Source organism: Bacillus sp. X1(2014) (assembly GCF_007678255.1).
This window is the reverse complement of sequence record NZ_VEED01000002.1, coordinates 666,826-690,895: the sequence shown is the minus strand read 5'-3', so window position 1 is coordinate 690,895 and position 24,070 is coordinate 666,826. Positions and strand designations below refer to the sequence as shown.

At 38.6% G+C, this 24,070-nt stretch carries 30 protein-coding genes; 17 read left to right on the top strand and 13 right to left on the bottom strand.

Annotation, left to right across the window (positions count from 1 at the left end):
- Positions 1–121: 121 nt before the first annotated feature.
- From FS608_RS31190 to FS608_RS07260, 3 genes are read left to right on the top strand one after another with little or no spacing between them, the layout of a single operon-like run.
- A complete protein-coding gene (locus tag FS608_RS31190; protein ID WP_260871604.1) occupies positions 122–256 on the top strand; it encodes a hypothetical protein in 135 nt (44 codons plus the stop codon).
- A gap of 36 nt (positions 257–292) precedes the next feature.
- Positions 293–439 (top strand): hypothetical protein, encoded by a 147-nt coding sequence (locus FS608_RS30120; protein WP_186328642.1) that lies wholly within the window; start codon positions 293–295, stop codon positions 437–439.
- 37 nt (positions 440–476) lie between these two features.
- Entirely contained in the window at positions 477–956 is a 480-nt protein-coding gene (locus FS608_RS07260; RefSeq protein WP_260871603.1) for a redoxin domain-containing protein, read from the top strand.
- 42 nt (positions 957–998) lie between these two features.
- On the opposite strand, the gene FS608_RS07255 is transcribed toward FS608_RS07260, so the two are convergent.
- Entirely contained in the window at positions 999–1,589 is a 591-nt protein-coding gene (locus FS608_RS07255; protein ID WP_144548559.1) for a guanylate kinase, read from the bottom strand.
- Positions 1,590–1,983: 394 nt separating this feature from the next.
- Between FS608_RS07255 and FS608_RS07250 the strand changes: the two genes are divergently transcribed.
- The 5 genes from FS608_RS07250 (at position 1,984) to FS608_RS07230 (ending at position 5,642) form a co-directional block, all read left to right on the top strand.
- Positions 1,984–2,328, top strand: a complete 345-nt coding sequence (locus FS608_RS07250) for a lmo0954 family membrane protein (protein WP_144548558.1) — start codon at positions 1,984–1,986, stop codon at positions 2,326–2,328.
- Positions 2,329–2,349: 21 nt separating this feature from the next.
- Entirely contained in the window at positions 2,350–3,009 is a 660-nt protein-coding gene (locus tag FS608_RS07245; RefSeq protein WP_144548557.1) for a PspA/IM30 family protein, read from the top strand.
- Between the two features lie 139 nt (positions 3,010–3,148).
- A complete protein-coding gene (locus tag FS608_RS07240; RefSeq protein ID WP_260871602.1) occupies positions 3,149–3,814 on the top strand; it encodes an LbetaH domain-containing protein in 666 nt (221 codons plus the stop codon).
- 96 nt (positions 3,815–3,910) lie between these two features.
- A complete protein-coding gene (locus FS608_RS07235; RefSeq protein ID WP_144548556.1) occupies positions 3,911–5,083 on the top strand; it encodes a DUF3800 domain-containing protein in 1,173 nt (390 codons plus the stop codon).
- A 118-nt stretch (positions 5,084–5,201) separates the two neighbouring features.
- Positions 5,202–5,642 carry an SgcJ/EcaC family oxidoreductase gene (locus FS608_RS07230; protein WP_144548555.1) on the top strand — a complete coding sequence of 147 codons (441 nt, stop codon included), beginning with the start codon at positions 5,202–5,204 and terminating at the stop codon, positions 5,640–5,642.
- 162 nt (positions 5,643–5,804) lie between these two features.
- On the opposite strand, the gene FS608_RS07225 is transcribed toward FS608_RS07230, so the two are convergent.
- Both FS608_RS07225 and FS608_RS07220 read right to left on the bottom strand, forming a co-directional pair.
- On the bottom strand, positions 5,805–7,100 hold the full coding sequence (locus FS608_RS07225) for an arsenic transporter (RefSeq protein WP_144548554.1): 1,296 nt from the start codon (positions 7,098–7,100) through the stop codon (positions 5,805–5,807).
- Between the two features lie 310 nt (positions 7,101–7,410).
- Positions 7,411–7,917: a hypothetical protein gene (locus FS608_RS07220; protein WP_144548553.1), complete on the bottom strand. Its 507-nt coding sequence runs from the start codon at positions 7,915–7,917 to the stop codon at positions 7,411–7,413.
- A gap of 338 nt (positions 7,918–8,255) precedes the next feature.
- Here FS608_RS07220 and FS608_RS07215 point away from each other — a divergent pair, with 338 nt between their 5' ends.
- Positions 8,256–9,257 carry an LLM class flavin-dependent oxidoreductase gene (locus FS608_RS07215; RefSeq protein ID WP_144548552.1) on the top strand — a complete coding sequence of 334 codons (1,002 nt, stop codon included), beginning with the start codon at positions 8,256–8,258 and terminating at the stop codon, positions 9,255–9,257.
- A 62-nt stretch (positions 9,258–9,319) separates the two neighbouring features.
- Here FS608_RS07215 and serC read toward each other — a convergent pair whose 3' ends face one another.
- From serC to FS608_RS07200, 3 genes are all read right to left on the bottom strand, one after another.
- The gene (gene serC, locus FS608_RS07210; RefSeq protein ID WP_144548551.1) at positions 9,320–10,417 is read right to left on the bottom strand and encodes a 3-phosphoserine/phosphohydroxythreonine transaminase; all 1,098 of its coding nucleotides are present in this window, start codon (positions 10,415–10,417) and stop codon (positions 9,320–9,322) included.
- Positions 10,418–10,568: 151 nt separating this feature from the next.
- Complete coding sequence (locus FS608_RS07205; RefSeq protein WP_260871601.1) at positions 10,569–11,870, bottom strand: MFS transporter; 1,302 nt, start codon at positions 11,868–11,870, stop codon at positions 10,569–10,571.
- Positions 11,871–12,007: 137 nt separating this feature from the next.
- Complete coding sequence (locus FS608_RS07200; protein ID WP_395947637.1) at positions 12,008–12,352, bottom strand: hypothetical protein; 345 nt, start codon at positions 12,350–12,352, stop codon at positions 12,008–12,010.
- Between the two features lie 159 nt (positions 12,353–12,511).
- Here FS608_RS07200 and FS608_RS07195 point away from each other — a divergent pair, with 159 nt between their 5' ends.
- Complete coding sequence (locus FS608_RS07195; RefSeq protein WP_313958699.1) at positions 12,512–12,766, top strand: DUF1292 domain-containing protein; 255 nt, start codon at positions 12,512–12,514, stop codon at positions 12,764–12,766.
- 56 nt (positions 12,767–12,822) lie between these two features.
- Here FS608_RS07195 and FS608_RS07190 read toward each other — a convergent pair whose 3' ends face one another.
- Positions 12,823–13,059, bottom strand: coding sequence for a hypothetical protein (locus FS608_RS07190; RefSeq protein WP_035446489.1), 237 nt, complete (start codon positions 13,057–13,059; stop codon positions 12,823–12,825).
- A 159-nt stretch (positions 13,060–13,218) separates the two neighbouring features.
- Between FS608_RS07190 and FS608_RS07185 the strand changes: the two genes are divergently transcribed.
- The 5 genes from FS608_RS07185 (at position 13,219) to FS608_RS07165 (ending at position 18,012) form a co-directional block, all read left to right on the top strand.
- Positions 13,219–14,016: an MBL fold metallo-hydrolase gene (locus FS608_RS07185; protein ID WP_144548548.1), complete on the top strand. Its 798-nt coding sequence runs from the start codon at positions 13,219–13,221 to the stop codon at positions 14,014–14,016.
- A 366-nt stretch (positions 14,017–14,382) separates the two neighbouring features.
- A complete protein-coding gene (locus FS608_RS07180; RefSeq protein WP_144548547.1) occupies positions 14,383–15,117 on the top strand; it encodes a gamma-glutamyl-gamma-aminobutyrate hydrolase family protein in 735 nt (244 codons plus the stop codon).
- 10 nt (positions 15,118–15,127) lie between these two features.
- Positions 15,128–16,255, top strand: coding sequence for a cysteine desulfurase family protein (locus FS608_RS07175; protein ID WP_313958698.1), 1,128 nt, complete (start codon positions 15,128–15,130; stop codon positions 16,253–16,255).
- Between the two features lie 275 nt (positions 16,256–16,530).
- Entirely contained in the window at positions 16,531–17,517 is a 987-nt protein-coding gene (locus tag FS608_RS07170) for an aldo/keto reductase (protein WP_144548546.1), read from the top strand.
- Between the two features lie 189 nt (positions 17,518–17,706).
- Positions 17,707–18,012 (top strand): BC1872 family protein, encoded by a 306-nt coding sequence (locus tag FS608_RS07165; protein ID WP_144548545.1) that lies wholly within the window; start codon positions 17,707–17,709, stop codon positions 18,010–18,012.
- A 67-nt stretch (positions 18,013–18,079) separates the two neighbouring features.
- Here FS608_RS07165 and FS608_RS07160 read toward each other — a convergent pair whose 3' ends face one another.
- Together FS608_RS07160 and FS608_RS07155 are read right to left on the bottom strand one after the other, a co-directional pair.
- Entirely contained in the window at positions 18,080–18,607 is a 528-nt protein-coding gene (locus tag FS608_RS07160; RefSeq protein WP_144548544.1) for a GNAT family N-acetyltransferase, read from the bottom strand.
- Positions 18,608–18,656: 49 nt separating this feature from the next.
- On the bottom strand, positions 18,657–19,436 hold the full coding sequence (locus tag FS608_RS07155) for a Cof-type HAD-IIB family hydrolase (protein ID WP_186328641.1): 780 nt from the start codon (positions 19,434–19,436) through the stop codon (positions 18,657–18,659).
- A 337-nt stretch (positions 19,437–19,773) separates the two neighbouring features.
- Between FS608_RS07155 and FS608_RS30115 the strand changes: the two genes are divergently transcribed.
- The gene (locus tag FS608_RS30115; protein ID WP_186328640.1) at positions 19,774–19,929 is read left to right on the top strand and encodes a hypothetical protein; all 156 of its coding nucleotides are present in this window, start codon (positions 19,774–19,776) and stop codon (positions 19,927–19,929) included.
- Positions 19,930–19,978: 49 nt separating this feature from the next.
- On the opposite strand, the gene FS608_RS07150 is transcribed toward FS608_RS30115, so the two are convergent.
- The 4 genes from FS608_RS07150 to FS608_RS07135 form a co-directional block, all read right to left on the bottom strand.
- Positions 19,979–20,659 carry a zinc metallopeptidase gene (locus FS608_RS07150; protein ID WP_144548542.1) on the bottom strand — a complete coding sequence of 227 codons (681 nt, stop codon included), beginning with the start codon at positions 20,657–20,659 and terminating at the stop codon, positions 19,979–19,981.
- A 131-nt stretch (positions 20,660–20,790) separates the two neighbouring features.
- Complete coding sequence (locus tag FS608_RS07145; protein ID WP_144548541.1) at positions 20,791–21,717, bottom strand: DMT family transporter; 927 nt, start codon at positions 21,715–21,717, stop codon at positions 20,791–20,793.
- Positions 21,718–21,834: 117 nt separating this feature from the next.
- Positions 21,835–22,116 (bottom strand): hypothetical protein, encoded by a 282-nt coding sequence (locus tag FS608_RS07140; protein WP_144548540.1) that lies wholly within the window; start codon positions 22,114–22,116, stop codon positions 21,835–21,837.
- A gap of 54 nt (positions 22,117–22,170) precedes the next feature.
- Positions 22,171–22,362, bottom strand: coding sequence for a hypothetical protein (locus tag FS608_RS07135; protein WP_144548539.1), 192 nt, complete (start codon positions 22,360–22,362; stop codon positions 22,171–22,173).
- 144 nt (positions 22,363–22,506) lie between these two features.
- Between FS608_RS07135 and pdxR the strand changes: the two genes are divergently transcribed.
- On the top strand, positions 22,507–23,952 hold the full coding sequence (gene pdxR, locus FS608_RS07130; protein WP_144548538.1) for a MocR-like pyridoxine biosynthesis transcription factor PdxR: 1,446 nt from the start codon (positions 22,507–22,509) through the stop codon (positions 23,950–23,952).
- Positions 23,953–24,070: the final 118 nt, after the last annotated feature.

Here is a 24,070-nt window from a genome sequence, read left to right as displayed (position 1 = left end):
CCAGGAACTTTGAGAAACAAAGGTAATTTGTTTTTCAGAGTTCTTTTTATTTGGCTCATCGTTAGATCAGAGAATGAACCTTCTGATTAGGTTCATAATAAAACCAAAAGGAGGGAACAGTATGGACCAAAAATACAATACAGGCGATGATGCTGCCATTGAATTAAAGAAAGCATTGAACAAAAGCCAGCCCAGAAGTAATCCGAACATGAGTGAAGCTGAGCAGAAGCTGAAATTTCCAAATAAAAAGAGCTAACAGAGATAATTACGGTTTTCAAAGGGAGGTGAGACCATGCCGAAGAATAACCCAATTGAATATACTGGGAAAGTTCTAGACCAAAGAAATGACCTTACCGGTCCCGAGGAAGGTAAAGCTTCTTATCCCGAGCGGCCAAAGCATGTACCGATTCAGGACCAAACTGGAAAAAAAGTGAAATAAGTGAGTCCAGAAATTACTAAAAGAGGAGGGAGATTTCATGATAGATTCATTAAACATCGGTGACTCTGCCCCAGACTTTACTTTATCGGCAACGACAAAGGAAAAGATATCCTTGTCAGATTATCGCGGGCAGAAAAACATCGTCGTTGCCTTTTATGGGATGGACTTTACACCCGGCTGAATTATAGAAATTTCCTCTTGGAAAGAGGATTACAAGAGATTTGAGCAATTAGATGCGGAAGTACTTGGGCTTAGTGTGGACCATATCCACTCCCATAGAGTCTTCGCAGCGAGTATGGGAACCCTGCCGTACCCATTATTATCTGATTGGTTTAAAGAAACGGTAAAAAGTTACTATGTATTTAACGAAAAAGGCGGAACAGCGATTCGTTCAGTCTTCGTGGTGGATAAAACAGGCGTAATAACCTACATAAACACCTCATTTAAAGCGGACAAAAAAGAAGATTATGAGGCCGTATTTAATGAACTTGAAAAGTTAACAAGCCAGAAAAAATAAAGGTGTCAGGCACCAATCGGTGCCTGACACCTTTATTTTTAATTAATAATCGGTAACGATAAAACCTCTTTCGAGAAATTCTTCAATAACTTCACTGACTTGAAAGGAAATCTGCGGTGAATCATAATTTTCAAAGGCATGTTCACAGCTGTTTTTATAGTTCATGGTTTCATCATAATGGGCCATATGGCGGGCAATATCTTGTTCATTATCTTGTCGTTCCTTTTGTCGCTCAATAACCGTATCGCGGTCGGCATAGATGAAGAAGCGCATGACACGATCACCGTACATTTGTTTTAATTTTTCGGTTCCTTCGGGATTTAATGTGAGGTATACGAGGTTGTGGGATTCGAATGCTTTAACAATATCCTCTTCGCGAATGCCATAATGGATACCATCGATTTCGACACATTCAAGAAATTCCTGTTTATCTTCCATCTTTTTGAATGTATCTTCGTTAATAAAATGGTAGTCTTCCCCATTCTTTTCATAGTGGCGAGGGGAGCGAGTTGTGTAGGAGATGACTGTCTCCATATCAAAAGCGGTGGCTACCATTTTGGCAACCGTTTTTCTGCCTGAACCATCTGGACCTGTGTAAATGAATAGCTTTTCCTTATTCTTGATTTTATACATGGATAACCTCCTGAAAAAAGATTATATAAAAAAGAATCTACCTCTCGGTAAATGCTTTTTAGTATTACACCATAATATGGTTGGAATGGTAATATTTTAATTATACCAGATTGCTGTCGAAATAAAAGTTTGACCTTTCTGTTTTTTTTAAAGACCATGCTATAGTACTAAATTTCCACATAAATTAATGAGAGCTCCTACTCACTTGCATTGTCAAGATAGAGTGTGGGCTTTTTTGTTATATGCAGTCCAATCGTATCTACGTCTTAGGTCTTAGTGAAAAATCAAGCTAAAGCGCAATTATTAAATACCATGAAAAAAGGTAAGATGAAATCAAGATAAAGTTATGAAAAGCTCAGTGTTCAAGTTAAGTGAAACGAAGGAGGATAATAACATGAAAAAATTCGGTTTACTGTTAGTGGGCGGAATTGCTGCATTTATTTTACTAAAAACTATTGGTCCGATGGTAGGGTTACTTGTCAGCCTAGCGATTCTTTACTTCATTTATAAACAGTATTTGAAGGCGGAATCTACAGGCTGGAAAATTGGGTTAATCATCATCGGCTTAATTGTATTATCAGCAACCATCCACCATATCCCAGCACTTATCGGGGTTGGTGCAGCTTATGTACTTTTTCTTGTTTATAAACAATGGAATAAAAATAAAAAGCCACCAGTGATCAAGGAGTCCGATCCATTTGAAAATTTTGATAAACAATGGAATGAATTAAAAAAATAATAATCAAAGGGGAAAATGAAAATGGCAAACTTATTGACTAAAATTAAAGATCTAATTATTGCTGATTTAAATGAATCACGTCAACACAAGGAAAAACAAAGTCCAATTGCTTTACTTAATCAATATCTTTATGAGTGTGAGCAAGAGACAGTGAAAGTTGGTAAACTAGTCGAACGTCAAGCAAGTTTGAAGGAAGAATTTACGCGAGAATACCTTCAGGCAACAGAACGAGCAGAAAAAAGGAAGTACCAAGCAGAGATTGCATCAAACGCTGATGAAACGGAACTCTATCAATTTGCCTCAGCAGAGCATCAGCAATATGCGGAACGTGCAGAGCGGCTTAAGATATCTCTTGCACAAGTCACTGAGCAGTTAAGTGAATTAGAAAGAAAGCACGATGAAATGAAACATAAGTTAAAGGATATGAATTTGCGCCGGATGGAATTAATGGGTCGGGAAAATGTCACACGGGCTAATCTCAAAATAAATCAGGTTTCAGAATCAAGTTCATACTCGGACCAATTTTCATCCAAGTTTAAAGATATCGAAAACTATCTGGAACGATTAGAACAAAAAGTAAACCAATCTTTTCTCCACAGCACGATCGATGCAAGGATGGAGCATTTAGAAAAAGAAATGGGTAAGCAGGACGAACAATCTGTGAAACTAACAAAAGAATAACTTGAAAAGGGCAGTGATTTGGGAATCACTGCCTTTTTTGTTGAACGGAAGACCATGGATCTGGTATGAATCTAATTATCTTACGTATATGTAGTATGAGAGTCAGGAAGAAATCAATGCTCAGAAAGGGGAATTTATTTTGTGGAACTATCACAATAATATAAATGGTGCTTTTAATATGTATAGTTACTTTGTCGGAGCAAATCCCCCAACATCAACAAATCCAACCCCCAGTTATCCAAAAATCAATAAAACAGTCTTTTTAAGTCCATTCACTTATATAGTCGGCGATGTCACAATCAGAAAAAATACGTTTGTCGCCCCTTTTGTCAGTATCCGTGCAGATGAAGGGACGCCATTTTACATCGGAAGCAACTGTAATTTACAGGATGGGGTAATCCTTCACGGTTTAAAAAACAAACAGATGGAGATTAACCAAAAGAAATATTCAATTTATATTGGTGACGAGGTATCCTGTGCCCATGGGGCGCTGATCCATGGTCCTTGTCAGATTGATCAAAAAGTATTTATTGGTTTTAAGTCTATCGTTTATAATGCCAGGGTCGGAGAGGGCAGTTTTATTGCCTCCGGAGCTATTGTTACCGGTGGTGTGACACTTAAGCCGGGAAGCTTTGTCCCACCTGGAGCTCATGTTGATTCGCAGAAAAAGGCGGATTCCTTATCCCAAGTTCCTAAAAATGAAGTCGAATTTGCCCGCGAGGTCCAGCGGGTGAATCAAGAATTTCCTTCTGCCTATTCGATTGTTTTCGGAAAAGAACGTTGTACATGCGGGTTATCAACATAATCCTGAGATTTATCAGGTGAAAAATAACTTTTAGAAGGTTTTAAAGACTATTTTGTTGAATTAAGAATGTAAGAAATTTGGGGTGAGGTGGGGAGAATGAACGATATCCAATTTGCGTTTATTGATGAATCAGGTGATTATAGTTTTGATTTTGGAAGTAATGATGTATCAACCCACTTTATTATCGTTGCGATTCTAGCGAAAGAGTCTAATAAAGAATGGTTAGAACAGGAAGTCGAGAAGGTTCGACAAAAATACTTTTCAAGCGAAGAAATGCAATCTGCCAGAATCGATAACCCACATCAAAGAATTCAGTTATTAAATGAACTGAAGGATTTTCCGTTTAATATCTATGCGTATGTCGTCGACAAAAGAAAAATTAGAGAAGATAACGGCATCACTTTTGAAAAGACATTCATTAAATACATGAATCGTTTGATTTATGATGACTTGAAACGGACCTTTGATCAGCTCGATCTTGTTTTGGTTGAACAGGGATCGAAAGAATTCATGACTGAATTTAAAACCTATATCACTGAAAAAAGTATTCCCGATCTTTTTAACTACTCCACCTTTGGATTCAATAACAATTCATCTGAGATTCTCCTCCAATTGGCTAATATAATAGCTGGGACGATTGCAAAAGGGTATGACAAAACCCAATACTCTGAACATTATCCGAATTTTAATAAAATCATTAAAAAGAAAATCATCGCAATGAATTTATGGCCGCAAAACTATAAAAATTATTTACATGATTACATATCTAGGAATCAGGACACTCAGTTTGATGAGGTTATTTTTCAACAATCGGTGAATTTAAGCCTCCATTACCTGGAGAAAAATAAAAACAGTGAAGACATGGATGAAAAAATTAGGATTGATTTTCTCAAGTTTTTGCTATTTAACCTGCGAGAAAACCCGAATGATTATGTCTACACGCAAGAAATTCTCGATAATCTTAATGCCATTCGGGTGAACAAAATCAATCACCATTACTTTAGGTCGAACATCGTCTCCAAACTCCGGGATAGCGGTCTGTTAATTGCCAGCAGCAATAAGGGCTATAAACTGCCGGTTTGTTTAACAGACGTATACGATTTTGTTAATTTATCAAGCCTAACGATACACCCAATGATTCAAAGAATATCCAAGTGCCGCAATCAAATTCTATTGGCCACTAACAATGAAATAGATATTCTCGAAAACAATGAATATGAATATCTTAAAAAAATAATAGAGATGGAAAAATTATTAGTTACGGAATAAAAGGTCAGTCCTGGTTCATCTGGGACTGACCTTTATTTGAGGTTGGACTGACCCGAAGGTTGAAATTATGATCAGGTTTGATTTACGATAATAACAAAGCAATGAGAGGAGTATAAGGATGGAATCAAAAGATGTACAAGCAGTTTATAAAAAGCTATTAGATGCCTGGAATGAACGCAGCGCTGAGGGAATGGCAGCCTTATTTACGGAGGATGGCGAGAGTATCGGGTTTGATGGGTCTCAATCAATTGGCAGGCAGGAAATATTTTCGCACCTAAAGCCAATTTTTGAACATCATCCAACTGCACGATTTGTTAGTAAAGTGAAGGATGTTCGGTTTTTAAGTTCCGAGATTGCCCTAGTTCGAGCAATTGCAGGGATGGTGCCTCCGGGTCAATCGGATATTAATCACAACGTGAACACCCATCATACACTGGTTGTTGTCAATCGAGAAGGGGATTGGCGAATTCAACTGTTTCAAAATACTCCTGCCGAGTTTCATGGCCGTCCAGAATTAGTGGAAGAAATGACAGAAGAGTTGAGAGAATTATTAAAATGATGGGCTCCATTGGACAAAACCCGAATAAGGGACTTTATTAAGTGTATATTATTCGGGTTTTCGTTCAATTGTTTTGGAGATTAACACGTAATTCTCAATATGTAGCGAGGTGGGATAAGTTTGACGCTAACACTTTGAGAACAAGTCCTTATTGCCTATTCCTTATTTGAAGATAAACCATTCATTCCAGTAATATAAAGCTACTAAGCTTGTAATTAATCCAATTGGTATAACGAGTACAGCGACTTTAATATACTGACCCCACGTAAATCTAATGCTATTGCTTTTTAAAATGTACATCCATATTAAAGTGGCAAGAGTTCCTACAGGGGTTATTAATGAACCAATATCACTGCCTAGCACATTTGCCAGATAAGATAGTTGTAATGTATGCGGGTCTAATCCCATATCAGTGAGTGATAATGTACCTATCATCACAGCAGGTAAATTATTAAATATATTTGACAAAAACGTTAATAATATACCCATTGTTAGACTAGCATTTAAATGACTACTTTCTACTAGGGGTTGAAGGTATTTTACTAAAAAGGATGTTAATCCAACATTCTGAAGACCGTATACTAAAACATACATACTAAAAGCAAAAATGAGTATATGCCACGGGGTTTTACTTATGACATCTTTTACGCCTTTTCCTGCTTTATACCACCTAATCATAATTATTAAAATGGCCCCTGCTAATGCTATCCACTCCATTGGAATACCAAACGGTGTTAAGATAAAGAAACTGGCTCTTACTGCTACAACAATGACCATACATACCCTAAACATCCACCAATCAATCTTTATATTAATTTGCATGGTAAGCGGATCAGTGAAGTTTTGTTCAATCTTTTTGGGAATAGCCTTCTTATAGTATAAATAAAGCAAGCTTGCAATTGTGACTATACCAATCATAGATGGTACAAACATCATTTCTATATAGCTGTTTAAATCTATCCCAACAATTTTCAATGCAATTAAATTTGATATATTACTAATTGCAATCGGTGCACTGGAAGCGGTTGCAATTAATGCTCCTGAGAGTAAATATGGAATTTTTTGATGGGGTTTAAGGTTGAGGTAATTTGTCATATGAATTATTATCGGAGTAGTAATTAATATACTTCCGTCATTATTAAAAAAGATGGTCGTTAAAAAACAAATTAGGTTTACAAAAATGTAAAGTAAAGTACCGGAACCCTTTGCTTTTTTAACTAAATTGAATGCAACCCAATTAAAGAAACCAATGCTTTCTAAGACTATAGACATAATAATCGTTGATAAAATGGTAATAGACGCTCCACTAACGATATCGAGGATTTTATAAATATCATCTAAAGGCACAATTCCTAAAAAAATAGTAATCGATGCTCCAATAGCTGTGGGGATCCATTCATTGAGCCCTTTAGGTCGCCAAATTATTAAACTAATTACGGATAAAAAAATGATAAACATGAGGATCAATTCTAGGTTAAATATCTTGTTTCACCCCAAGGTTTATTTGGGAACCTTTCATGTCGTCGTTTATCCTCGCTTGTTTTGCTGAATTACTATGCTTTATCGGTGGAACCAAGAAAATGTAGAAAAAAATCCCTAATAGCAAAACAATCAATGTAAACCCTCCCACAAATTATAATTATTAATATATGCCAGAAGACATCAATAAGGCTAGTGATTTATGGAGGGTGATTTTATTGGTGGCAAAAAGATAAATTTTGCCACCAATAAAATCACCAGTTATCTCCTATTCTCTCCAGTTTCGCAATTAGTCCTTTTTCTTCTTCCCCTTTGGAGTAGGGCTTAGCACATTGGGTTGACTATTTTGAGCTTGAGAGTCTTCCCCATCGGCTTGAGCTTGAGAGTTTTCCCCATCGGCTTGAGCTTGAGAGTCTTCTCCATCAGCTTGAGCTTGAGAGTCTTCTCCATCGGCTTGAGCTTGAGAGTCTTCTCCATCGGCTTGAGCTTGAGAGTTTTCTTCTTCAGTTTGGGATTGAGAGTTTTCCTCTTCAGTTTGGGATTGAGAGTTTTCCTCTTCAGTTTGGGATTGAGAGTTTTCTTCTTCAGTTTGAGCTTGAGAGTTTTCTTCTTCAGTTTGAGCTTGAGAGTCTTGTCCATCAGTCTGAGATTGATTGTTTTGGGCTTGTACATGATGATGCTTTTTGTGTGGTTTTGGCAAAATAAACACCTTCTTTTTCTGTTCTTGTTGCAAGAGTAATATCCGCTCCTGTACCAGAGAATAATTCATGAAATTGCTATTTTTAATAGCATACAATTTTATATGCATCCTCTATTATAAAGTGCGGGCGAGTTCTCTGATTAATATGCCAATTTTTTCCGATTCTGGTGTCAAGATAGTAAGCTTCAATAATCCTCCGCTTAAAGTAGATAGGAATCTGGATTATTATTTAGTGAACTTGATAAAGACTATGAATGTAATTGGAAGGGATGCTGACCAATGAAGTAATGTCTCGAAAGTACTATCATCAGTCCAATCGATGTTGGGAGCTTTTGAAATAGAAGTTAAGGTAATCTTGGTAAGCATTTATTTTTGATTTCTTCCTTCCTATTGTTACTATAGTAGTATTCTCTTTAGGGAAAGGAATGAAAAAAATGACAACTACTCAGATACCGGTATCTGTTTTGAATTTAGCTCCAATCCGAAAGGGGCAAACTCCTAGCCAAGCGATTGATTCAATGGTTGAACTCGCGCAATCAGTTGAAACGATGGGCTATCAACGCTATTGGATTGCAGAACATCATAATACAGCGACACTTGTCAGTTCAGCGACATCGATTCTAATTAAACATGTATTAGAACATACAAATACGATTCATGTAGGGTCTGGCGGGATTATGCTGCCTAATCATTCTCCGCTCGTGGTTGCAGAACAGTTTGGCACTTTAGCAACAATTTATCCTAATCGTGTCGACTTGGGACTTGGGCGGGCACCTGGAACAGATATGATGACGGCAAGCGCTTTAAGACGTTCGAAAAATGATTCTGTCTACACCTTCCCGGATGATGTGAATGCACTGCTTACTTATTTTGGCCCAGCAGAACAGCAAAGTTATGTGAAAGCCTATCTGGGTGTTGACACGAATATTCCGATTTATATCCTTGGATCATCGACTGATTCCGCGTATCTTGCGGCAAGCTTGGGACTGCCATATGTATTTGCTTCCCACTTTGCCCCAAGATTCATGGAAGAAGCGATCTCAATCTACAGAAGTCGATTCCAGCCTTCAGAATACTTGGATAAACCATATATGATGGTTTGTTTAAATGTTATTGCTGCTGAAACAGATGGTGAAGCTCAGTATTTATCGACAACAATGCAGCAATTTTTCCTAAATGTTGTTCGTGGAACGCAAAATCCGTTGCAGCCGCCAGTTGAAAGCTTGGATGAGATTTGGACTCCGATGGAAAAGGAAATGGCCGCCACGAAGCAAAGTGTGACATTGATCGGAAGTAAAGAAACTGTCCGCCAACAGTGGGTAGCATTCCAAGAGAAATATCACGTCGATGAACTCATGGCCGTATCGTATATTTATGACACGGAAAAACAAAAACGTTCGTATGAAATATTGAAAGAAGTAGTTGACGGTAGATAATGATAATAAAAAAAGACCAGAAGAGATTTTATCTCCTCTGGTCTTTCCGTTTTACAGAAATCTTAACTATTTTCTGATTGGAATTTAATCATGAACTCTTTGAATGCCTGGCAGGCTTCCACTGGAACCGCATTATAGGCTGATACTCGGCATCCGCCAATGGAGCGGTGTCCGTTTACGCCGACAAAGCCTTCCTGTTTCGCTTGCTCGAGGAATTTCTTTTCTAAGTCTTTTGACGCTAAGTTGAATGTAAGATTCATATGGGAACGGCTTTCTGGTGTGGCATGACCAATGTAAAAACCATTACTTGCATCGATTGTCTCATAAATCAAGTTCGCTTTTTTCTCATTCAGCTTTGCAATGGCATCCAAACCGCCCAATTCACGTGCCCAGTTTAGAACCTCTCCAAGCATATAGATACCGAAAGTTGGCGGTGTGTTATACAATGAATTATTTTTAGAATGCGTGCTGTATTTTAACATCGTTGGGATATTTGTGTTTGCTTGTTCAAGCAAATCCTTACGAATAATCACAACGGTTACGCCTGAAGGGCCAAGGTTTTTCTGTGCGCCTGCATAGATGAGCGCAAACTTGCTGACATCAATCGGCTTAGAGAGAATATCACTGGACATGTCTGCGATTAATGGAACATCACCAGTGTCTGGGAAGTCCTTCCATTGTGTACCATAAATCGTGTTGTTTGAAGTTACATGGACATAAGCGTCTGATGAATCGTACTGTAATTGATCAAGCGCAGGAATGCTGCGGTAGTTGCCTTCTTTCGTAGAAGCCGCATGGTAAACCTCGCCAAATAGTTTTGCCTCGGTGAAAGCTTTCTCTGACCAAGAGCCAGTCATGACATATGCCGCTTTTTTACCCGTTTGTAAAAAATTCATTGCTACCATCGAAAATTGAAGACTTGCACCACCCTGCAAGAAGAGGACTTCATGAGTATCAGGAATGGATAGAAGCTCCTTTAAGCTGTCAATCGCCTGATTATGTACCTCTTCATAAGCTTTGCTGCGGTGGCTAAGTTCCATGACGGACATGCCAGTACCACGAAAATCAATTAGTTCTGCCTGAGCTTTTTCTAAAACAGAAATGGGTAATGCAGAAGGGCCTGCATTGAAATTATAAGCACGTTGGACTTGCAGTTTCATTTTTATCACTCCATTTTTTCTTTTCTATGACTATACCACACATATAAAATTCCGAAAATAAATTTAATTGTGAAATAGTGAATTTTTAAATATTTTTTTAAAAATAAGAAGAAAATAGGATCTCATTTCCAGAGATCCTATTTTCTTCTTATTAGTTTTGTTCAGTTATTTTTTGATTACCACGAGACCAGATAACCACTGGAATAAGGATAAGAGAAAGAATTCCCCCTGCGAATGAAAGCCCTGCGTAACTTGTTTGTGCGACCACCATCCCGGATAGGGCTCCCCCAGAAGCCCCTGCTAAAGCGATCAAGACATCTACCGTTCCTTGGGTTTTGGCGCGAGTTGAGGGATGAGTGAAATCGACGATCAGTGCGGTGCCACTTATTAAACCAAAATTCCAGCCAAGTCCTAGTAAAGATAGCGCGACGATAAGGAGAAGCATGGAATCTGAAGGTGCGCTGGCAGCTAGTATGCCCGCAGCAAGAAGTGTCGCACCAGAAGCGATGGCCATTGTGGTCCGTCCGATTTTATCCACGAGTATTCCTGTGACGAGCGAAGGAAGATACATTGCGCCAATATGGAAGCCGATGACCATGCCAACCTCTCTCAGACCATGTCCATGATGTTTCATGTAAACAGGTGTCATCGTCATTATCGAGGTCATGACAATTTGCGTTAACACCATGATGGTAGCTCCAACAATAATTCCTCTTTTATTCATTGCCAGATTACCAGATTGTTTCTCAATAGGATCACTCTTGTCGATGACCTGCCGATCGGCAAGGGCGTTGGCAACAATTAGAGGATCTGGACGCAGAAATGCTAGTAGGACTAAACCTGCAAGAAGAAAGGCTGCCGCCCCTAGAATGAAGGGACCGGCAAGAGCGGGGACACCAATAGAGACAGCAAATCGACCCATGACATCCACCAAGTTTGGTCCTGCCACAGCCCCAAATGTCGTTGAAACCATGGAGATACTGACAGCTGTTGCTCGCTGAGTAGGTTTGGCTAAGTCTACCCCAGCATAGCGTGCTTGTAAGTTTGAAGCCGATCCGGCACCGTAGACCAGTAGTGATGCAAAAAGAAAAAAAATATTACTAGTAATGGCCGAAACAATAACTCCAACCGCACCAATTCCACCAGTCAAAAAGCCTCCCGCAAGACCGATTCGACGGCCAAAGCGTTGAGAGACGCGACCGATCAGCAGCGCTGCTCCTGCAGAGCCAAACGTTAACAATGCTGCTGGAATCCCTGCATAACTGTCCGTCCCTAACATTTCTTGGGCAAGGAGTGCACCTACAGTAATACCTGCTGCCAGTCCAGCACCGCCGAAAATCTGTGACATAACCACGATTAGCAATGTTCGACGATATAACTTTTGCTGCTTTTCTGGTGAACCTATGTAGCTTTTCAGCCAAGCTGGTTTTGAACTTTTTGGATTATGTGACACATTTAAACCTCTTTCTTTTTGTAGGTTGATATTTGTTTTTAATTTTAACAAGAAAGAAAAGCAGTTTATATAGAATAGTGTCGAAAAATTCAAAACTTGTTCGCAGTTTTAATCCATATAGTTCCAGTTTTAATAATCTATTTCTGATTATATTCAGCATCATATGAATTTTCACCAGCATGAACTGAAAGCAGGGTGTCAGCATAACCAACGAGCCGATTGACCAGTTCATCTGCAATCGTGTAGACGAGCGGGTGAGCATTAGGTTTATGTAGTGCAGGAACGTCAATAATCACTGTAGTATTAATAAAAATTTCTCGATTTCCGTAAAGATTATAATGAATTATGGCTTTTCCAGCTGCCCCGCCTGATCGTGGATCTTGGTAGCCGGGCAAGAAAAGATACCACTCTTCAGCAGTAGGTGAGCGAAAATTTTTCGTGAAAGTCATGCCATAGATAACTCGTTCAATTTCTTGTTGCATTTCTGATGAAACGATTTCAATAATTTTGTCTGCCATAATGGCCTCCTCACTCAAGGCTAGTATTTTATTTTGCCCAATTTTCTTTTGAAAGTAAAAACTATAAATTTCCATCTAGCACATTCTTCGTTAAGGGAATAATGATTGTTGAGGTGAGAGATGATGAAACGTGATGAACCACGTGATTTTATAACGATCGAAGATAACCAAGGGAATCTTAAAGATTATGCTGTTGAAGCTTTGTTTGATATGGAGGATGAATCCTATGCGTTATTAAAGGCTGAGGATGAAACCATCGTTATGAAAATAGAAGGAGAGGAAGGGAATCAAGATTTAGTGGGTATTAATGATCCTTCTGAAAGTGAAGCGATATTGGATGCATACCAAATCGCCGTGGAACATGCTCCAGCAGAATAAAACAAAAGCAGCGAAAGGTACCTCCAGAAAACCGAGGGCCTTTCGCTTGATTTTTTTCAATAGTAATTAAAGCCTAGATAGATGATATAAATGATGATAGCTGTCATTGCAATAATCCAGACAAGAAAAACTGGATTCAATAAGTAAGGATGTCTTTGTGTGCCTTCATTAATTGGAGTATCAAATTCCCCCGATTTAGTACTTACCATTCTTCCAGTACCCAACGTAACAACTAAACCGACGATTAAGACTAACAAGACAATTCCGGCCAAAATCAGATGCCAATTATTCATGAGAACCCCACCTTTTTTATCATATAATTTGAGAAAATGTGGCGAAATATTCATTCGTAGGTGTAAATTTCTTCAAGAAAATATGATTGATTATTCATTCATTTTTCGATACAGTTGTTATAACAATTTAGAAAATTCGAAAAAGGAGGATTGTCGATCATGGTAAACGTGTTTACGAATGAGGACGTTCTATGTATAGAGGGGAATGTTCAAAGCTCGGGTATCAAATTAGGAACGGTTTATGCTTTTTTGGTGGATGGCATGCTAATTGATACAGGGACCCAATGCCTTGAGCCAGAACTGATCCCATTTTATGAGCAGCATGATTTTGAATTGGTGTCATTAACGCATAGCCATGAAGACCATTCAGGATTAGCGCCATGGATTCAAAAGCATAAACAGGTTCCAATCTATGTTCATCCAAACGGTATTTCTATTTGCAATCAGCATTGTCCCTATCCAAAGTATCGACAACTTACCTGGGGGGTGCGGACGGCTTTTGATGCCTTGCCTCTTGGGGAGAAAATTCAATCACGCAATCAAGAATGGAAAGTCATCTATACACCAGGGCATGCCGAGGATCATGTCTCATTTTTTCATGAAGAATCCGGCCGGTTATTTTCAGGAGATTTGTTCGTTACAACAAGAACAAAGGTCATTATGGATAGCGAATCCATCCCTGTGATTATCAATTCCATTCGCACATTGCTCAGTTTTAATTTTCAATCCCTGTTTTGTTGTCATAGTGGTTATATTGAGGATGGAAAAAGCAGGATGATACAAAAATTAGATTACCTTGAGAATTTATCTGGCGAAGTAGAAAATCTATACAAAGAAGGCCGCTCCATTGATGAAATTACGCAAATGCTTTTTCCAAAAAAGTATCCAATCATTGCGTTTTCTGAAGGACAATGGAATTCGCGACATATCATCTCTTCTATTGTCGCCAACAATTAAGTAAAAAAAGCTGAAAAAGGGTACATTCCCTTTTTCAGCTTTTTTTAATGTATATTTGTTAATTCCGATGAATGAACCAATTGTATATTATGTATACTATCGACTTCCTTAATTTCGCAGAATCCTGAAGTGTACTTATAAAGGATTAAATATTTCTTGCCATTGTAAAGAACATACTCCATGTTATCTCCATCCTTTGACAATCTTTATATTATTTTATATAAGCCATACATAGTAATCTATGAAGAACATTTGAAGTTTATGTAAATTTTTTTTGAAGTTCAAAATAGTAGCTTTTACAAAAATACAATCTTAAAGAATGAGTATGATAAGATATTGATGTTAGCTTGTTAAGGAGGAAAAAATATGAGCAAAAAACCAGTTATCGGCATTACAGGTGCCTATGTAAAACATAACGAATATATGGAAGGTGTCTATGTACACCATGATTATCATAAAAGTGTTGCCGCCAATGGAGGAATACCTATCATTCTTCCTTACATTAACCCTGAGATGGCAATAGAAACACTTGCATTGTGCGATGGAATCATTCTAAGTGGAGGCGAAGATGTCGATCCAAAACTTTTTGGCCAGGATCCGCATCAGCACTTGGGTCCAACTACTCCGGAGCGGGACGTGGCAGAGATCGCGATGGTGAGATATGCGCTTGAAAACAATATTCCGATCCTTGCCATTTGCAGAGGTGTTCAGATTTTGAATGTTGCCCTTGGCGGTACATTAATCCAGGACATCCCGAGTCAAGTGAAGGAACCCATCCAACACAACCAGAAAATTGATAGAAGCAGAGATACTCACTGGGTGACCATCGCCACGGATAGTAAATTATTTGAAATTGTCGGTTCTGAACGAGTACGTGTGAATAGTCTCCATCATCAAGCCATTGATAAGGTGGCCAATGACCTTCGAGTTGTTGCCCAATCATCGGATGGGATTGTTGAAGCAGTGGAGTATATCCATCCAACCACATTTACAGTCGGTGTTCAGTGGCATCCTGAATCGATGGCGAGTACGAACCATGAAATGAATAATTTGTTCATAGAATTTATTAACAGCGTTGTTAAGGTCCCAGCTTCTGTCTAAGGGGAAAGGAATGAGTCTATTGATGGAAAAAATTTATCTCGATTTCAATGCCAGTACACCAATCGCTCCTGAAGTAGCCGAGGCAATGAAGCCATTATTAGATCGATTTTATGGGAACCCGTCGGCCTTACACTGGGCAGGGTTACCCGTAAAAGAATTATTACTTCAAACCCGAGCACAAGTGGCCGAATTAATTGGCTGCTCCCCAAGAGAGGTTATTTTTACAAGCGGGGGCAGTGAAGCCAATAACCTTGCATTAAAAGGATATTATTTTAAAAATCGGCATAAAGGCAATCATATCATTACTTCCAAAATTGAACATCCTGCAATTATGAACCCTTGCAAATTTCTTGAACAAATTGGGGCAAAGGTCACATATGTAGACGTTGAATGGGAGGGGAAGGTTACACTAGAAGCAATAAAAAAAGAAATTACCAAAGAAACCATTTTGATTTCCATTATGCACTCAAATAATGAAACTGGTACTTTGCAGCCAATAAAGGAGATAGGGGAATTAGCTCAACAACTTGGGCTTGCTTTTCATACGGATGCTTCCCAATCAGTTGGAAAAGTTCCGGTAAATGTGAATGATTTGAAAGTAGATATGCTAACGATTGCCGGACATAAACTTTATGCACCAAAAGGAATTGGCGCGCTGTATATACGAGAGGGAATCCATCTGGAACCACTTATCCATGGAGCGGGCCATGAGTTTGGCCTTAGGGCAGGTACCGAAAATACTTTATTGGCGGTGGGCTTAGGAAAGGCCTGTGAGATGGCTAAACAACACGTAGAAGATTGTGGAATAAAAGATTTAACCGATTATTTTTGGTTGCAATTAAAGGAGAATTTCGGCAATCAGATCGTATTGAATGGCCATTCGGAGGACCGTCTGCCGAATACTTTGAATGTCAGTTTTGTAGGAAGAGTTGGTCAAGAGCTGTTAGATGCGATCCCTCAGTTAGCTGCATCCACAGGATCTGCTTGTCACGCCGGCAGTATTGAATTATCCCCAGTTTTAAAGGAAATGGGTGTTTCTGAAGAAGTTGGAATGGGTGCCATCCGCTTTAGTTTAGGAAGGTATACAACAAAAGACGAGATTGACCAAGTGGTGGAATCGATTAAGGGGATTCTATGAAATAAAGGAAGAGGACTAGCTCATAGGAGATAGTCCTTTTTTGTGGGTAGAGTGGCCGTCCTATCTTACCAAGACTAGACATACAATGAATTAGAGAAAGTAAAGCAGCCCCAAATTATTGTTTCATTGGTGGAAAATTCACCAAGTTGGTATAATATGTAAATACTGTCTAAGCCTTACATAAATAAAAGGATCTCGGTTAAATGAAAGGAAACATGTACAGCATAAATACGTTGTTTTCACGAAAAAGGATAATCATGAGAGGATGGTAAAGGATGCAAAAAAGAATATTAGGGAAATCGGAGCTTGAAGTTTCGGCACTTGGGCTGGGTTGTATGGGGATGTCAGACTTTTACAGCGGACGGAATGACGATGAATCAATTAGGACGATTCATCGTGCACTTGAAATGGGTATTACCCTTCTCGATACAGCTGATATGTACGGTGTCGGTAAGAATGAAGAATTGGTTGGAAAAGCCATCAAAGAACAACGTAATCAAGTGGTTATTGCCACTAAATTTGGAAATGTACGAGCAGAGGACGGGGCATTTTTAGGAATAAATGGCCGTCCAGAATATGTGAAAAAAGCATGTGAAGCGAGTCTTCGCCGCTTAGGTGTGGATTATATCGACCTCTACTACCAGCATCGAGTTGACCCCAACACACCAATTGAAGAAACCGTCGGAGCGATGGCCGATTTAATCCAAGAGGGGAAAGTTCGCTATATAGGGCTTTCGGAAGCTTCTGCGGCAACAATTCGACGGGCAAATGCTGTCCATCCAATTACAGCTGTACAAACGGAGTACTCTCTTTGGAGCAGGGATGTAGAAGATGAGATTCTGCCCGCCTGCAGGGAACTCGGGATCGGATTTGTCCCCTACAGTCCATTAGGAAGAGGATTTCTTACAGGACAAATACAAAAGTTTGAGGACTTAGAAGTGGATGACTATCGTCGTTTATCTCCTCGTTTTCAAGGGGGAAACTTCAAAAAAAATCTGGAACTGGTTCAGAAGATAAATGAGATAGCCCGTGAAAAAGACTGCCAGCCGTCCCAACTTGCACTTTCATGGTTACTTGCCCAAGGGGATGATATTGTTCCAATCCCAGGGACAAAGAGAATCAAGTATTTAGAAGAAAATGTCGGTGCACTTCAAATATCCTTAACACCTACCGATTTAGATCGTATTAATGAAGTTGCTCCACGAGGTGCAGCTTCTGGAGAACGTTATCATGAAGCAGGCATGAGAGGCGTCAATTTGTAATATGTTGTGCTCAAACAGTTAGGTCGTCAGTCGCCATGATTGACGACCTAACTGGCTCCTACCTGTAATTATTGGGCATCCATAACCTCCTCACCCTATGAATTGTCACTAAATTGAAAATGATTACGGTGGCCAGACACGATGGAAATAGTAAAATAGAAAAATACAGAGAAAAGGAGCCAGAAAGAAATGAACCAAGTAGAAATAATCGCTCGGAGAATACTAGGTTGGAAGTTAAATAGATGGGACAGATGGTTTGATTTTGAAAAAGGGAAATTCATTCCAGTTGCTGATTTTCAACCCGAGGAGAAGCTTGACCATGCGATGCTCATCGTTGAAAAATTAAAAGACTTTGGTTTTACTTATACAACCAATGGGGGCACTGAAGTTTGCTTTAATAACATATGTGAAACGGGCGACACATTAGCCCAAGCCATTACTAATGCAGCCTTCACCATTGCTGATAACAGCTCGATCGCTGAAGAATGGATGTAATAAGTACATACAAAAAGCTTGTAGATTACATCTATATGGACCAAATCCTACAAGCTTTTTTTCGTTTCTATTTACTGCGTAACACTGTTATAAAACCGTCCAAGATCTCATGACTGACCGAAAATCCCTTACGTTTATAAAATTCTAGCGCGTCATTATTTCCGTTAGAGACAAAGATAAAATAATCCTCGACCTCATCAAATTGTTTTAACCACTCCATCGACATGTTGAAAAGTGTAGACCCCACCCCATACTTCCGATACTCGTCCTTAATATAAAATTGCGATAAACAACCAACATTTGGTCTATGAACCGATGAAAGGTCAAAAAAGGTGGCAAATTCATTAGAATAAGCCTCTTTGGGTGAGATATTTGAATAGACATACCCAACGATTTGGTCTCCATCTTTTACAATCACGATGTAATTGTGAATGGCGCTATTTATCGAAGGTACCATTCGGGTGTCAAAATTCATGCTATCAAATCGTTCGGGTGTTATGTAAGCTTTGGATTTTTGAAAGGCCATTAATTCATTGCATAAATCTCGGCAATATTCTATTTCTTCGTCCGAGATGACTTCATATGTTAAATTCACGACTTCTCACTCCTTATCTCCCATATCAAAACTGATAAGAGCACTCGGTTTAAATTAAACCGAGACGCTCTAATCCGTAACGGACACCATCTTCTTCGGCGGAGAGTGTGACCATATTGGCCACTGCTTTCAATTCATCACGGGCATTTCCCATAGCGACTCCCATTCCGACCAGTGACAGCATTTCCATATCATTTAAACCATCGCCAAAGGCAACGGCCTCATCAGGTGCAATCCCTAGTTTTTCTAATAATTTACTAATTCCCACTGCTTTGTTTGAATTAGACAAATTCACATCACACGTACGTGCCCCTGAACTCCATCTGCGGAAATCCAGTTCTGGAACCATTGACTGATAGGATAATTCCTCTTCCAGATCGCAATGAAGGAAGATTTGATATATATCTTGGTCCTTCCAATATTGCGGCGTGGCAAGCTCCGGTTTCCATGGATCATGCTGGTACGCTTCTACGACGAAGGGATGATCTAAATGAGTAACTTTAAAGCTTGAATCGCCTAAATATGTCAGTGGATGTTGAAAGTCATTGGATAATTGATGGACTCTTTCTAATACTTGCTTTTCAATCGAACTCTTGTATATTTCTTTTCCTTCATGGAAGGCAAATGATCCATTAAAAAAGACCATCGAGTCGACCCCAGTTTCTCGAATAATCGACTCAGTAAAATATGGTGCTCTCCCGGTAGCAATCACCACTTTTGTCTGATTCTCTTTTAGCCTCTGGATGGCATCCTTTGTGGCATGACTCAGTGTTTTTCCATGCGGGAGGATGGTTCCGTCTATATCTAAGATGACAACCTTGTAATTCATAATACACACTCCCAATAATTCTTTCACAGATATTTGTAAAGCAAAGTATAACATGTTCCAAGAAAAACTCTATCCAAAACACACTTAAACAGTAATTTTTATAATCGATGGGGATTTATTATATAGTTACAGGATATTCCTAGTCAAATCTAAGTACAGAAAAACCGACAAGAAAACTTATGCAATATTTCTATATTAATTAACTATAATTACATTATGTAAACTTACTGATGGGATTTGAAAAGAATTCATAGAACATGAAGGTCTCGGGCAAAATGTGAAAATGATATTGGTTTTTTAAAGGAAAATCACAACACAGATTAGGGGAGGTATTAGAGTGGATCAAATAGAAAAAAAGCGGAAACTACTTCGTGATTATGGCTATCCTGAAAAAGCAATTCCTAGATTAATGGAGGAAATTAGTTCCATGGATTATAGTAGGCTGGAAAAACTGATCTTGCCCTATAACGACATAACATCAGAAAAATCCTAATAACTGAAGCAAAAAATAAGACTCCACCGCGGGAGTCTTATTTACATTCTTAATCATCATTATTTTGCATTCCAGTAAACATGAGTACAAAACGGAGTAATTCTGCTACTGCAACTACTGTTGCTGCTACATACGTTAGCGCAGCCGCGTTAAGCACTTTTTTCGCCCGATACTCTTCCTCATTTCTAATCAGACCAGAACCAACCATTACATCGAGAGCTCTGGAACTCGCATTGAATTCGACAGGTAACGTAACCACCTGAAAAAGGACTGCAGCCCCCATAGCGATAATTCCAAGTAATAAAAAATTGGCAGAGGATAAAAGAATACCGATTAAGATCAAGATAAATGAAAAATTTGAGCCAATGTTCGCGACAGGTACCAATGCATGTCTTACTCGTAAAGGTACATAACCATCCTTTTGTTGTAAACAATGGCCAACCTCGTGAATGGCAACGGATATCGAAGCAATCGAGGTCCCATGATAGTTCGTTGAGGAAAGCCTAACACTTCTACTTCTTGGATCGTAGTGGTCAGATAAGTGGCCTTTCACTTCTTCGACCGATACATCATATAAGCCATTTTGATCCAAGATTCTTTTAGCAGCCTGGGCCCCCGTTAAACCAGAAGAGGCTCCTACTTTCAAAAATTTAGAGTAGGTACTCCTTAAATACATCTGCACAAATATTGGAATTATCATGATTAGAATAAAATAAACGATAAAACCCATAAAGCATGCTCCTTCTCAAGATGCTATTTTATATACATTATTATACTTTAAGGTACACTTTTTTAGTAATAAAGTGCTTGTTAAAAAAAGGACTAACCAATTAGGTAAGTCCTTTTACGCGATTATTTTAATTAAATAGCACGATTTACTGTACTTATTTTTTTCTTAAATATCTTCGTATTTGTTCCAATATAAACACCTGATAGAACAAAGGCAGCTCCAATTCCGTGAGCCACAGTGAAGGTTTCATTTAAAAAGATCGTTGCCATCAAGACGGCCGATACTGGCATGACATTAATAAAAATCGATGCTTTTGCCGCGCCAATTTCCTTGATCCCGTAATAATACATGATAAATGCCACCACTGTTACGAAAATGCTCATGTGGGCAATGGCTATCCAAGTTGAAATGTCAGCATGCTGTACATCCTTCCATGTGGTTTCCACTAATGCAAATGGCAATAAAAATAATGTACCAAAAGCTACGGCATAAGTAGTGGATTCGACTGAACTAAATTTTTTTAACACCACTTTGCCAACAACGCTATATAAGGCCCAACAAATCACCGCACCAAGTAAAACAAAATCAATCGTTTCAAAGCCAATTTCGAATAAAGAAAGTACGTGACCATCTGTAATAATAAAAGTAACCCCTATAAGAGCAGTAACCATTCCAATAATATGGTTCTTGGTGATCGTCTCTTTTAAAAATATCCCTGATAGAAGAACGATTAATACAGGATTTGACGCAATAAATAAGGAACTCTTAATGACTGGTGCATGTTTGGTGGCAATAAAAAAGCAAATATTATAGAGAGCTATTCCAGTTAAGCCTAAAACCGCAAACAAGCCATAGTCCTTAAGAGTTGGCCGGATCCGATTTTTTTCAGTTACCCACATCAGCGGGAACAAGAGGACAGCAGCTCCTAAAAAACGTAAAAAAGCAACAGTTGCCGGTTCGAAGTCTTGAACAGCAATCTTTCCAGCAATAAATGCACTTCCCCATGTCGCCGTAGCGAAAATCAACATTCCGTATATAAGCCATTGCTTTTTTTTCATTCATGTCCCTTCAATCTATTAAAAGTAATAATTAGTATTGTAACATTTTTTTCGGATTTCGAAATAATTATTTTTAATAGATTTTGAATTATGCGATAAATAAGGGAGGGCTTAAAATTATTTCTTTTGTTTATTTCTAAAGGAAATAATATTTGTTTTTAACGATGCATAAGTTCCAATTGCTGCATATCCGTAAAACCAGCCCATAAATATACCGCCAAGAGTGTTATGTTTATGACTAATAAAAATTGAAATTCCTAGTCCAAATAGAAGTGCAATGGTTGGAACAAACCATTTCGGTAACTTGAAATATACCTTAATTAGTTGAGTTAACAAGATAATGATTGGGATCGCAAATACCGCATCCCAAAAATTCGTTTGAATGGCAGGGAAATCCACAGATAAACACACCTTTTTAACCTTATTATGTGTTTACTGCCAGTGATTTATGATTTAGTTTATACTGATATACCAAGCCAAGCCTCCAATTGCAGCTAAGATGACAATGGCATAAATAGCCGTCAATCGTATAGTGTTTTGTTTTGTGGAACTTTTATAGTCATCATCTGGTTTCCCAGTAAGTGCAAGGGTACCAACTAATGCTGCTATTAAAACAACAATGATAAGAATCATGCCAATCTTCATATTTTTTCATCCTCACTAAATGATAAAATTATTGATTTTTCATTAGACATAGTATGATTCCTATATTAAGGTTAAAGTTATAAAAAATGACCAGCCAATTGCTAAAAAAATGGACCATCCACTTTTATGAAAGGAGGGAGAACGGTGGATTGGAGACCCGATCGAACAAATAAAAAACCAATTTATAAACAAATTGCTGATTACATTGAACAAGGTATTTCCACAGGCCAGTTTTCACCGGAAACCATGTTACCTTCAGAAAGGGCCTTAGCTGAAGAGCTGCAAGTGAATCGTAGTACAGTGGTAGCCGCATATGAAGAACTGCAGTCACTGGGGATTGTTGAGAGAAAAAAAGGTAGTGGGACCATTGTCAGTACAGATATTTGGGGGCTCGAACATAGACGAATTCCAAACTGGAGTAGATATTTGGAGCGTGGCTCATTTCTTCCCAACCTTCCTGTTGTTCAAAGAATTCGTAAGGAAACACAAGATAATGACCTTATTAATATGGCAAGCGGTGAATTGTCACCTAGTCTGTTTCCAAATGAGCAATTCCAACAAATTCTTTCCGAGCAGCCCTTTACAGGCTATCTTGGCTATGATGATCCGCAAGGGAATGAAGAATTAAGGTGTACGATTGCCGCACATGTGAATGAGTATAAGAATATTAATACAACTTCTTCTTCCATTCTTATTACATCGGGTGCACAGCAAGCGCTGCATTTGATTGTCCAATGCTTGCTTAAACCTGGTGACGCTGTTGCTATAGAGGATCCATCTTATTGTTTTTCCCTGCCCATTTTTCAAACAGCAGGTTTAAAAATCTTCCGATTGCCCGTGGATTCATATGGGATAAATCCGGAGGACCTTGTTCAATTACATAAGAAACATCGAATAAGAATGGTATTCTTAAATCCGGATTATCAAAACCCAACGGGTAAGGTTCTTTCCCTGCAAAGGCGTCAACGAATTTTAAACCTTTCAGCAGAATTTGGAATTCCGATTATTGAAGATGACCCCTATAGTTTGACCTCCTTTAATGGAGTGGTAAATCCATCGTTAAAATCAATGGATGATAATGGAAATGTCCTATATATTAGTTCATTGTCGAAAATTATTGCTTCAGGATTACGAATCGGTTGGGTTATTGGCCCCTCAAAGGTCATTCAACGGCTTGCCGACGCGAAACAACAAGTTGATTTTGGACACAGTGTTTTTCCTCAATGGGTGGCGAACGAATTTCTCAAGTCACAGTCCTTTGATGCACATATACAATTTTTAAGAAAAGAGCTTGAACAACGGAGAGATCAACTTGTTCAAAGTCTTAACCAATTATTGGATGAAAAAGTTTCTTTCTCTATTCCAGATGGGGGAATTCATCTGTGGTGCAAAGTAAACAAACCTATAGATGAGCAAAAATTACTGGAGGAATCAATCAGGAAGGGAATAGCCTTTGTACCTGGAAATGTTTTAGGCTCTGAAAAAGGGTGTCTCCGTCTTACCTATGGAAGGGTTGATACAAGCATGATTCATGAGGGAATCAATAGATTATCACACGCATTAACTAAGTTAGAAGTAAACAACTATTAGAAAATGAACACGAAATGATGTAAGGGATTCTTACGCAATTTAAGACAGATCCTGTCCTCCTGATTATAATCCAATAAAAGGTATTGGTATCCTTTCAGGAGGATACACCTGATCAACC

Bases quoted from the DNA above. Each gene is read 5' to 3' on its own strand.
- FS608_RS07250 (WP_144548558.1), top strand. From the start codon at position 1,984: ATGAAAAAATTCGGTTTACTGTTAGTGGGCGGAATTGCTGCATTTATT.
- FS608_RS07190 (WP_035446489.1), bottom strand. From the start codon at position 13,059: ATGAATAATTGGCATCTGATTTTGGCCGGAATTGTCTTGTTAGTCTTA.
- FS608_RS07215 (WP_144548552.1), top strand. From the start codon at position 8,256: ATGACAACTACTCAGATACCGGTATCTGTTTTGAATTTAGCTCCAATC.
- FS608_RS07135 (WP_144548539.1), bottom strand. From the start codon at position 22,362: ATGAAGATTGGCATGATTCTTATCATTGTTGTTTTAATAGCAGCATTA.
- FS608_RS07255 (WP_144548559.1), bottom strand. From the start codon at position 1,589: ATGTATAAAATCAAGAATAAGGAAAAGCTATTCATTTACACAGGTCCA.
- FS608_RS07225 (WP_144548554.1), bottom strand. From the start codon at position 7,100: ATGTTTATCATTTTTTTATCCGTAATTAGTTTAATAATTTGGCGACCT.
- FS608_RS07235 (WP_144548556.1), top strand. From the start codon at position 3,911: ATGAACGATATCCAATTTGCGTTTATTGATGAATCAGGTGATTATAGT.
- FS608_RS07155 (WP_186328641.1), bottom strand. From the start codon at position 19,436: ATGAATTACAAGGTTGTCATCTTAGATATAGACGGAACCATCCTCCCG.
- FS608_RS07165 (WP_144548545.1), top strand. From the start codon at position 17,707: ATGAACCAAGTAGAAATAATCGCTCGGAGAATACTAGGTTGGAAGTTA.
- FS608_RS07145 (WP_144548541.1), bottom strand. From the start codon at position 21,717: ATGAAAAAAAAGCAATGGCTTATATACGGAATGTTGATTTTCGCTACG.
- FS608_RS07150 (WP_144548542.1), bottom strand. From the start codon at position 20,659: ATGGGTTTTATCGTTTATTTTATTCTAATCATGATAATTCCAATATTT.
- FS608_RS07175 (WP_313958698.1), top strand. From the start codon at position 15,128: ATGAGTCTATTGATGGAAAAAATTTATCTCGATTTCAATGCCAGTACA.
- FS608_RS30120 (WP_186328642.1), top strand. From the start codon at position 293: ATGCCGAAGAATAACCCAATTGAATATACTGGGAAAGTTCTAGACCAA.
- FS608_RS07180 (WP_144548547.1), top strand. From the start codon at position 14,383: ATGAGCAAAAAACCAGTTATCGGCATTACAGGTGCCTATGTAAAACAT.
- FS608_RS07200 (WP_395947637.1), bottom strand. From the start codon at position 12,352: ATGCAACAAGAAATTGAACGAGTTATCTATGGCATGACTTTCACGAAA.
- FS608_RS07185 (WP_144548548.1), top strand. From the start codon at position 13,219: ATGGTAAACGTGTTTACGAATGAGGACGTTCTATGTATAGAGGGGAAT.
- FS608_RS07230 (WP_144548555.1), top strand. From the start codon at position 5,202: ATGGAATCAAAAGATGTACAAGCAGTTTATAAAAAGCTATTAGATGCC.
- FS608_RS07195 (WP_313958699.1), top strand. From the start codon at position 12,512: ATGAAACGTGATGAACCACGTGATTTTATAACGATCGAAGATAACCAA.
- FS608_RS31190 (WP_260871604.1), top strand. From the start codon at position 122: ATGGACCAAAAATACAATACAGGCGATGATGCTGCCATTGAATTAAAG.
- FS608_RS07245 (WP_144548557.1), top strand. From the start codon at position 2,350: ATGGCAAACTTATTGACTAAAATTAAAGATCTAATTATTGCTGATTTA.
- serC (WP_144548551.1), bottom strand. From the start codon at position 10,417: ATGAAACTGCAAGTCCAACGTGCTTATAATTTCAATGCAGGCCCTTCT.
- FS608_RS07170 (WP_144548546.1), top strand. From the start codon at position 16,531: ATGCAAAAAAGAATATTAGGGAAATCGGAGCTTGAAGTTTCGGCACTT.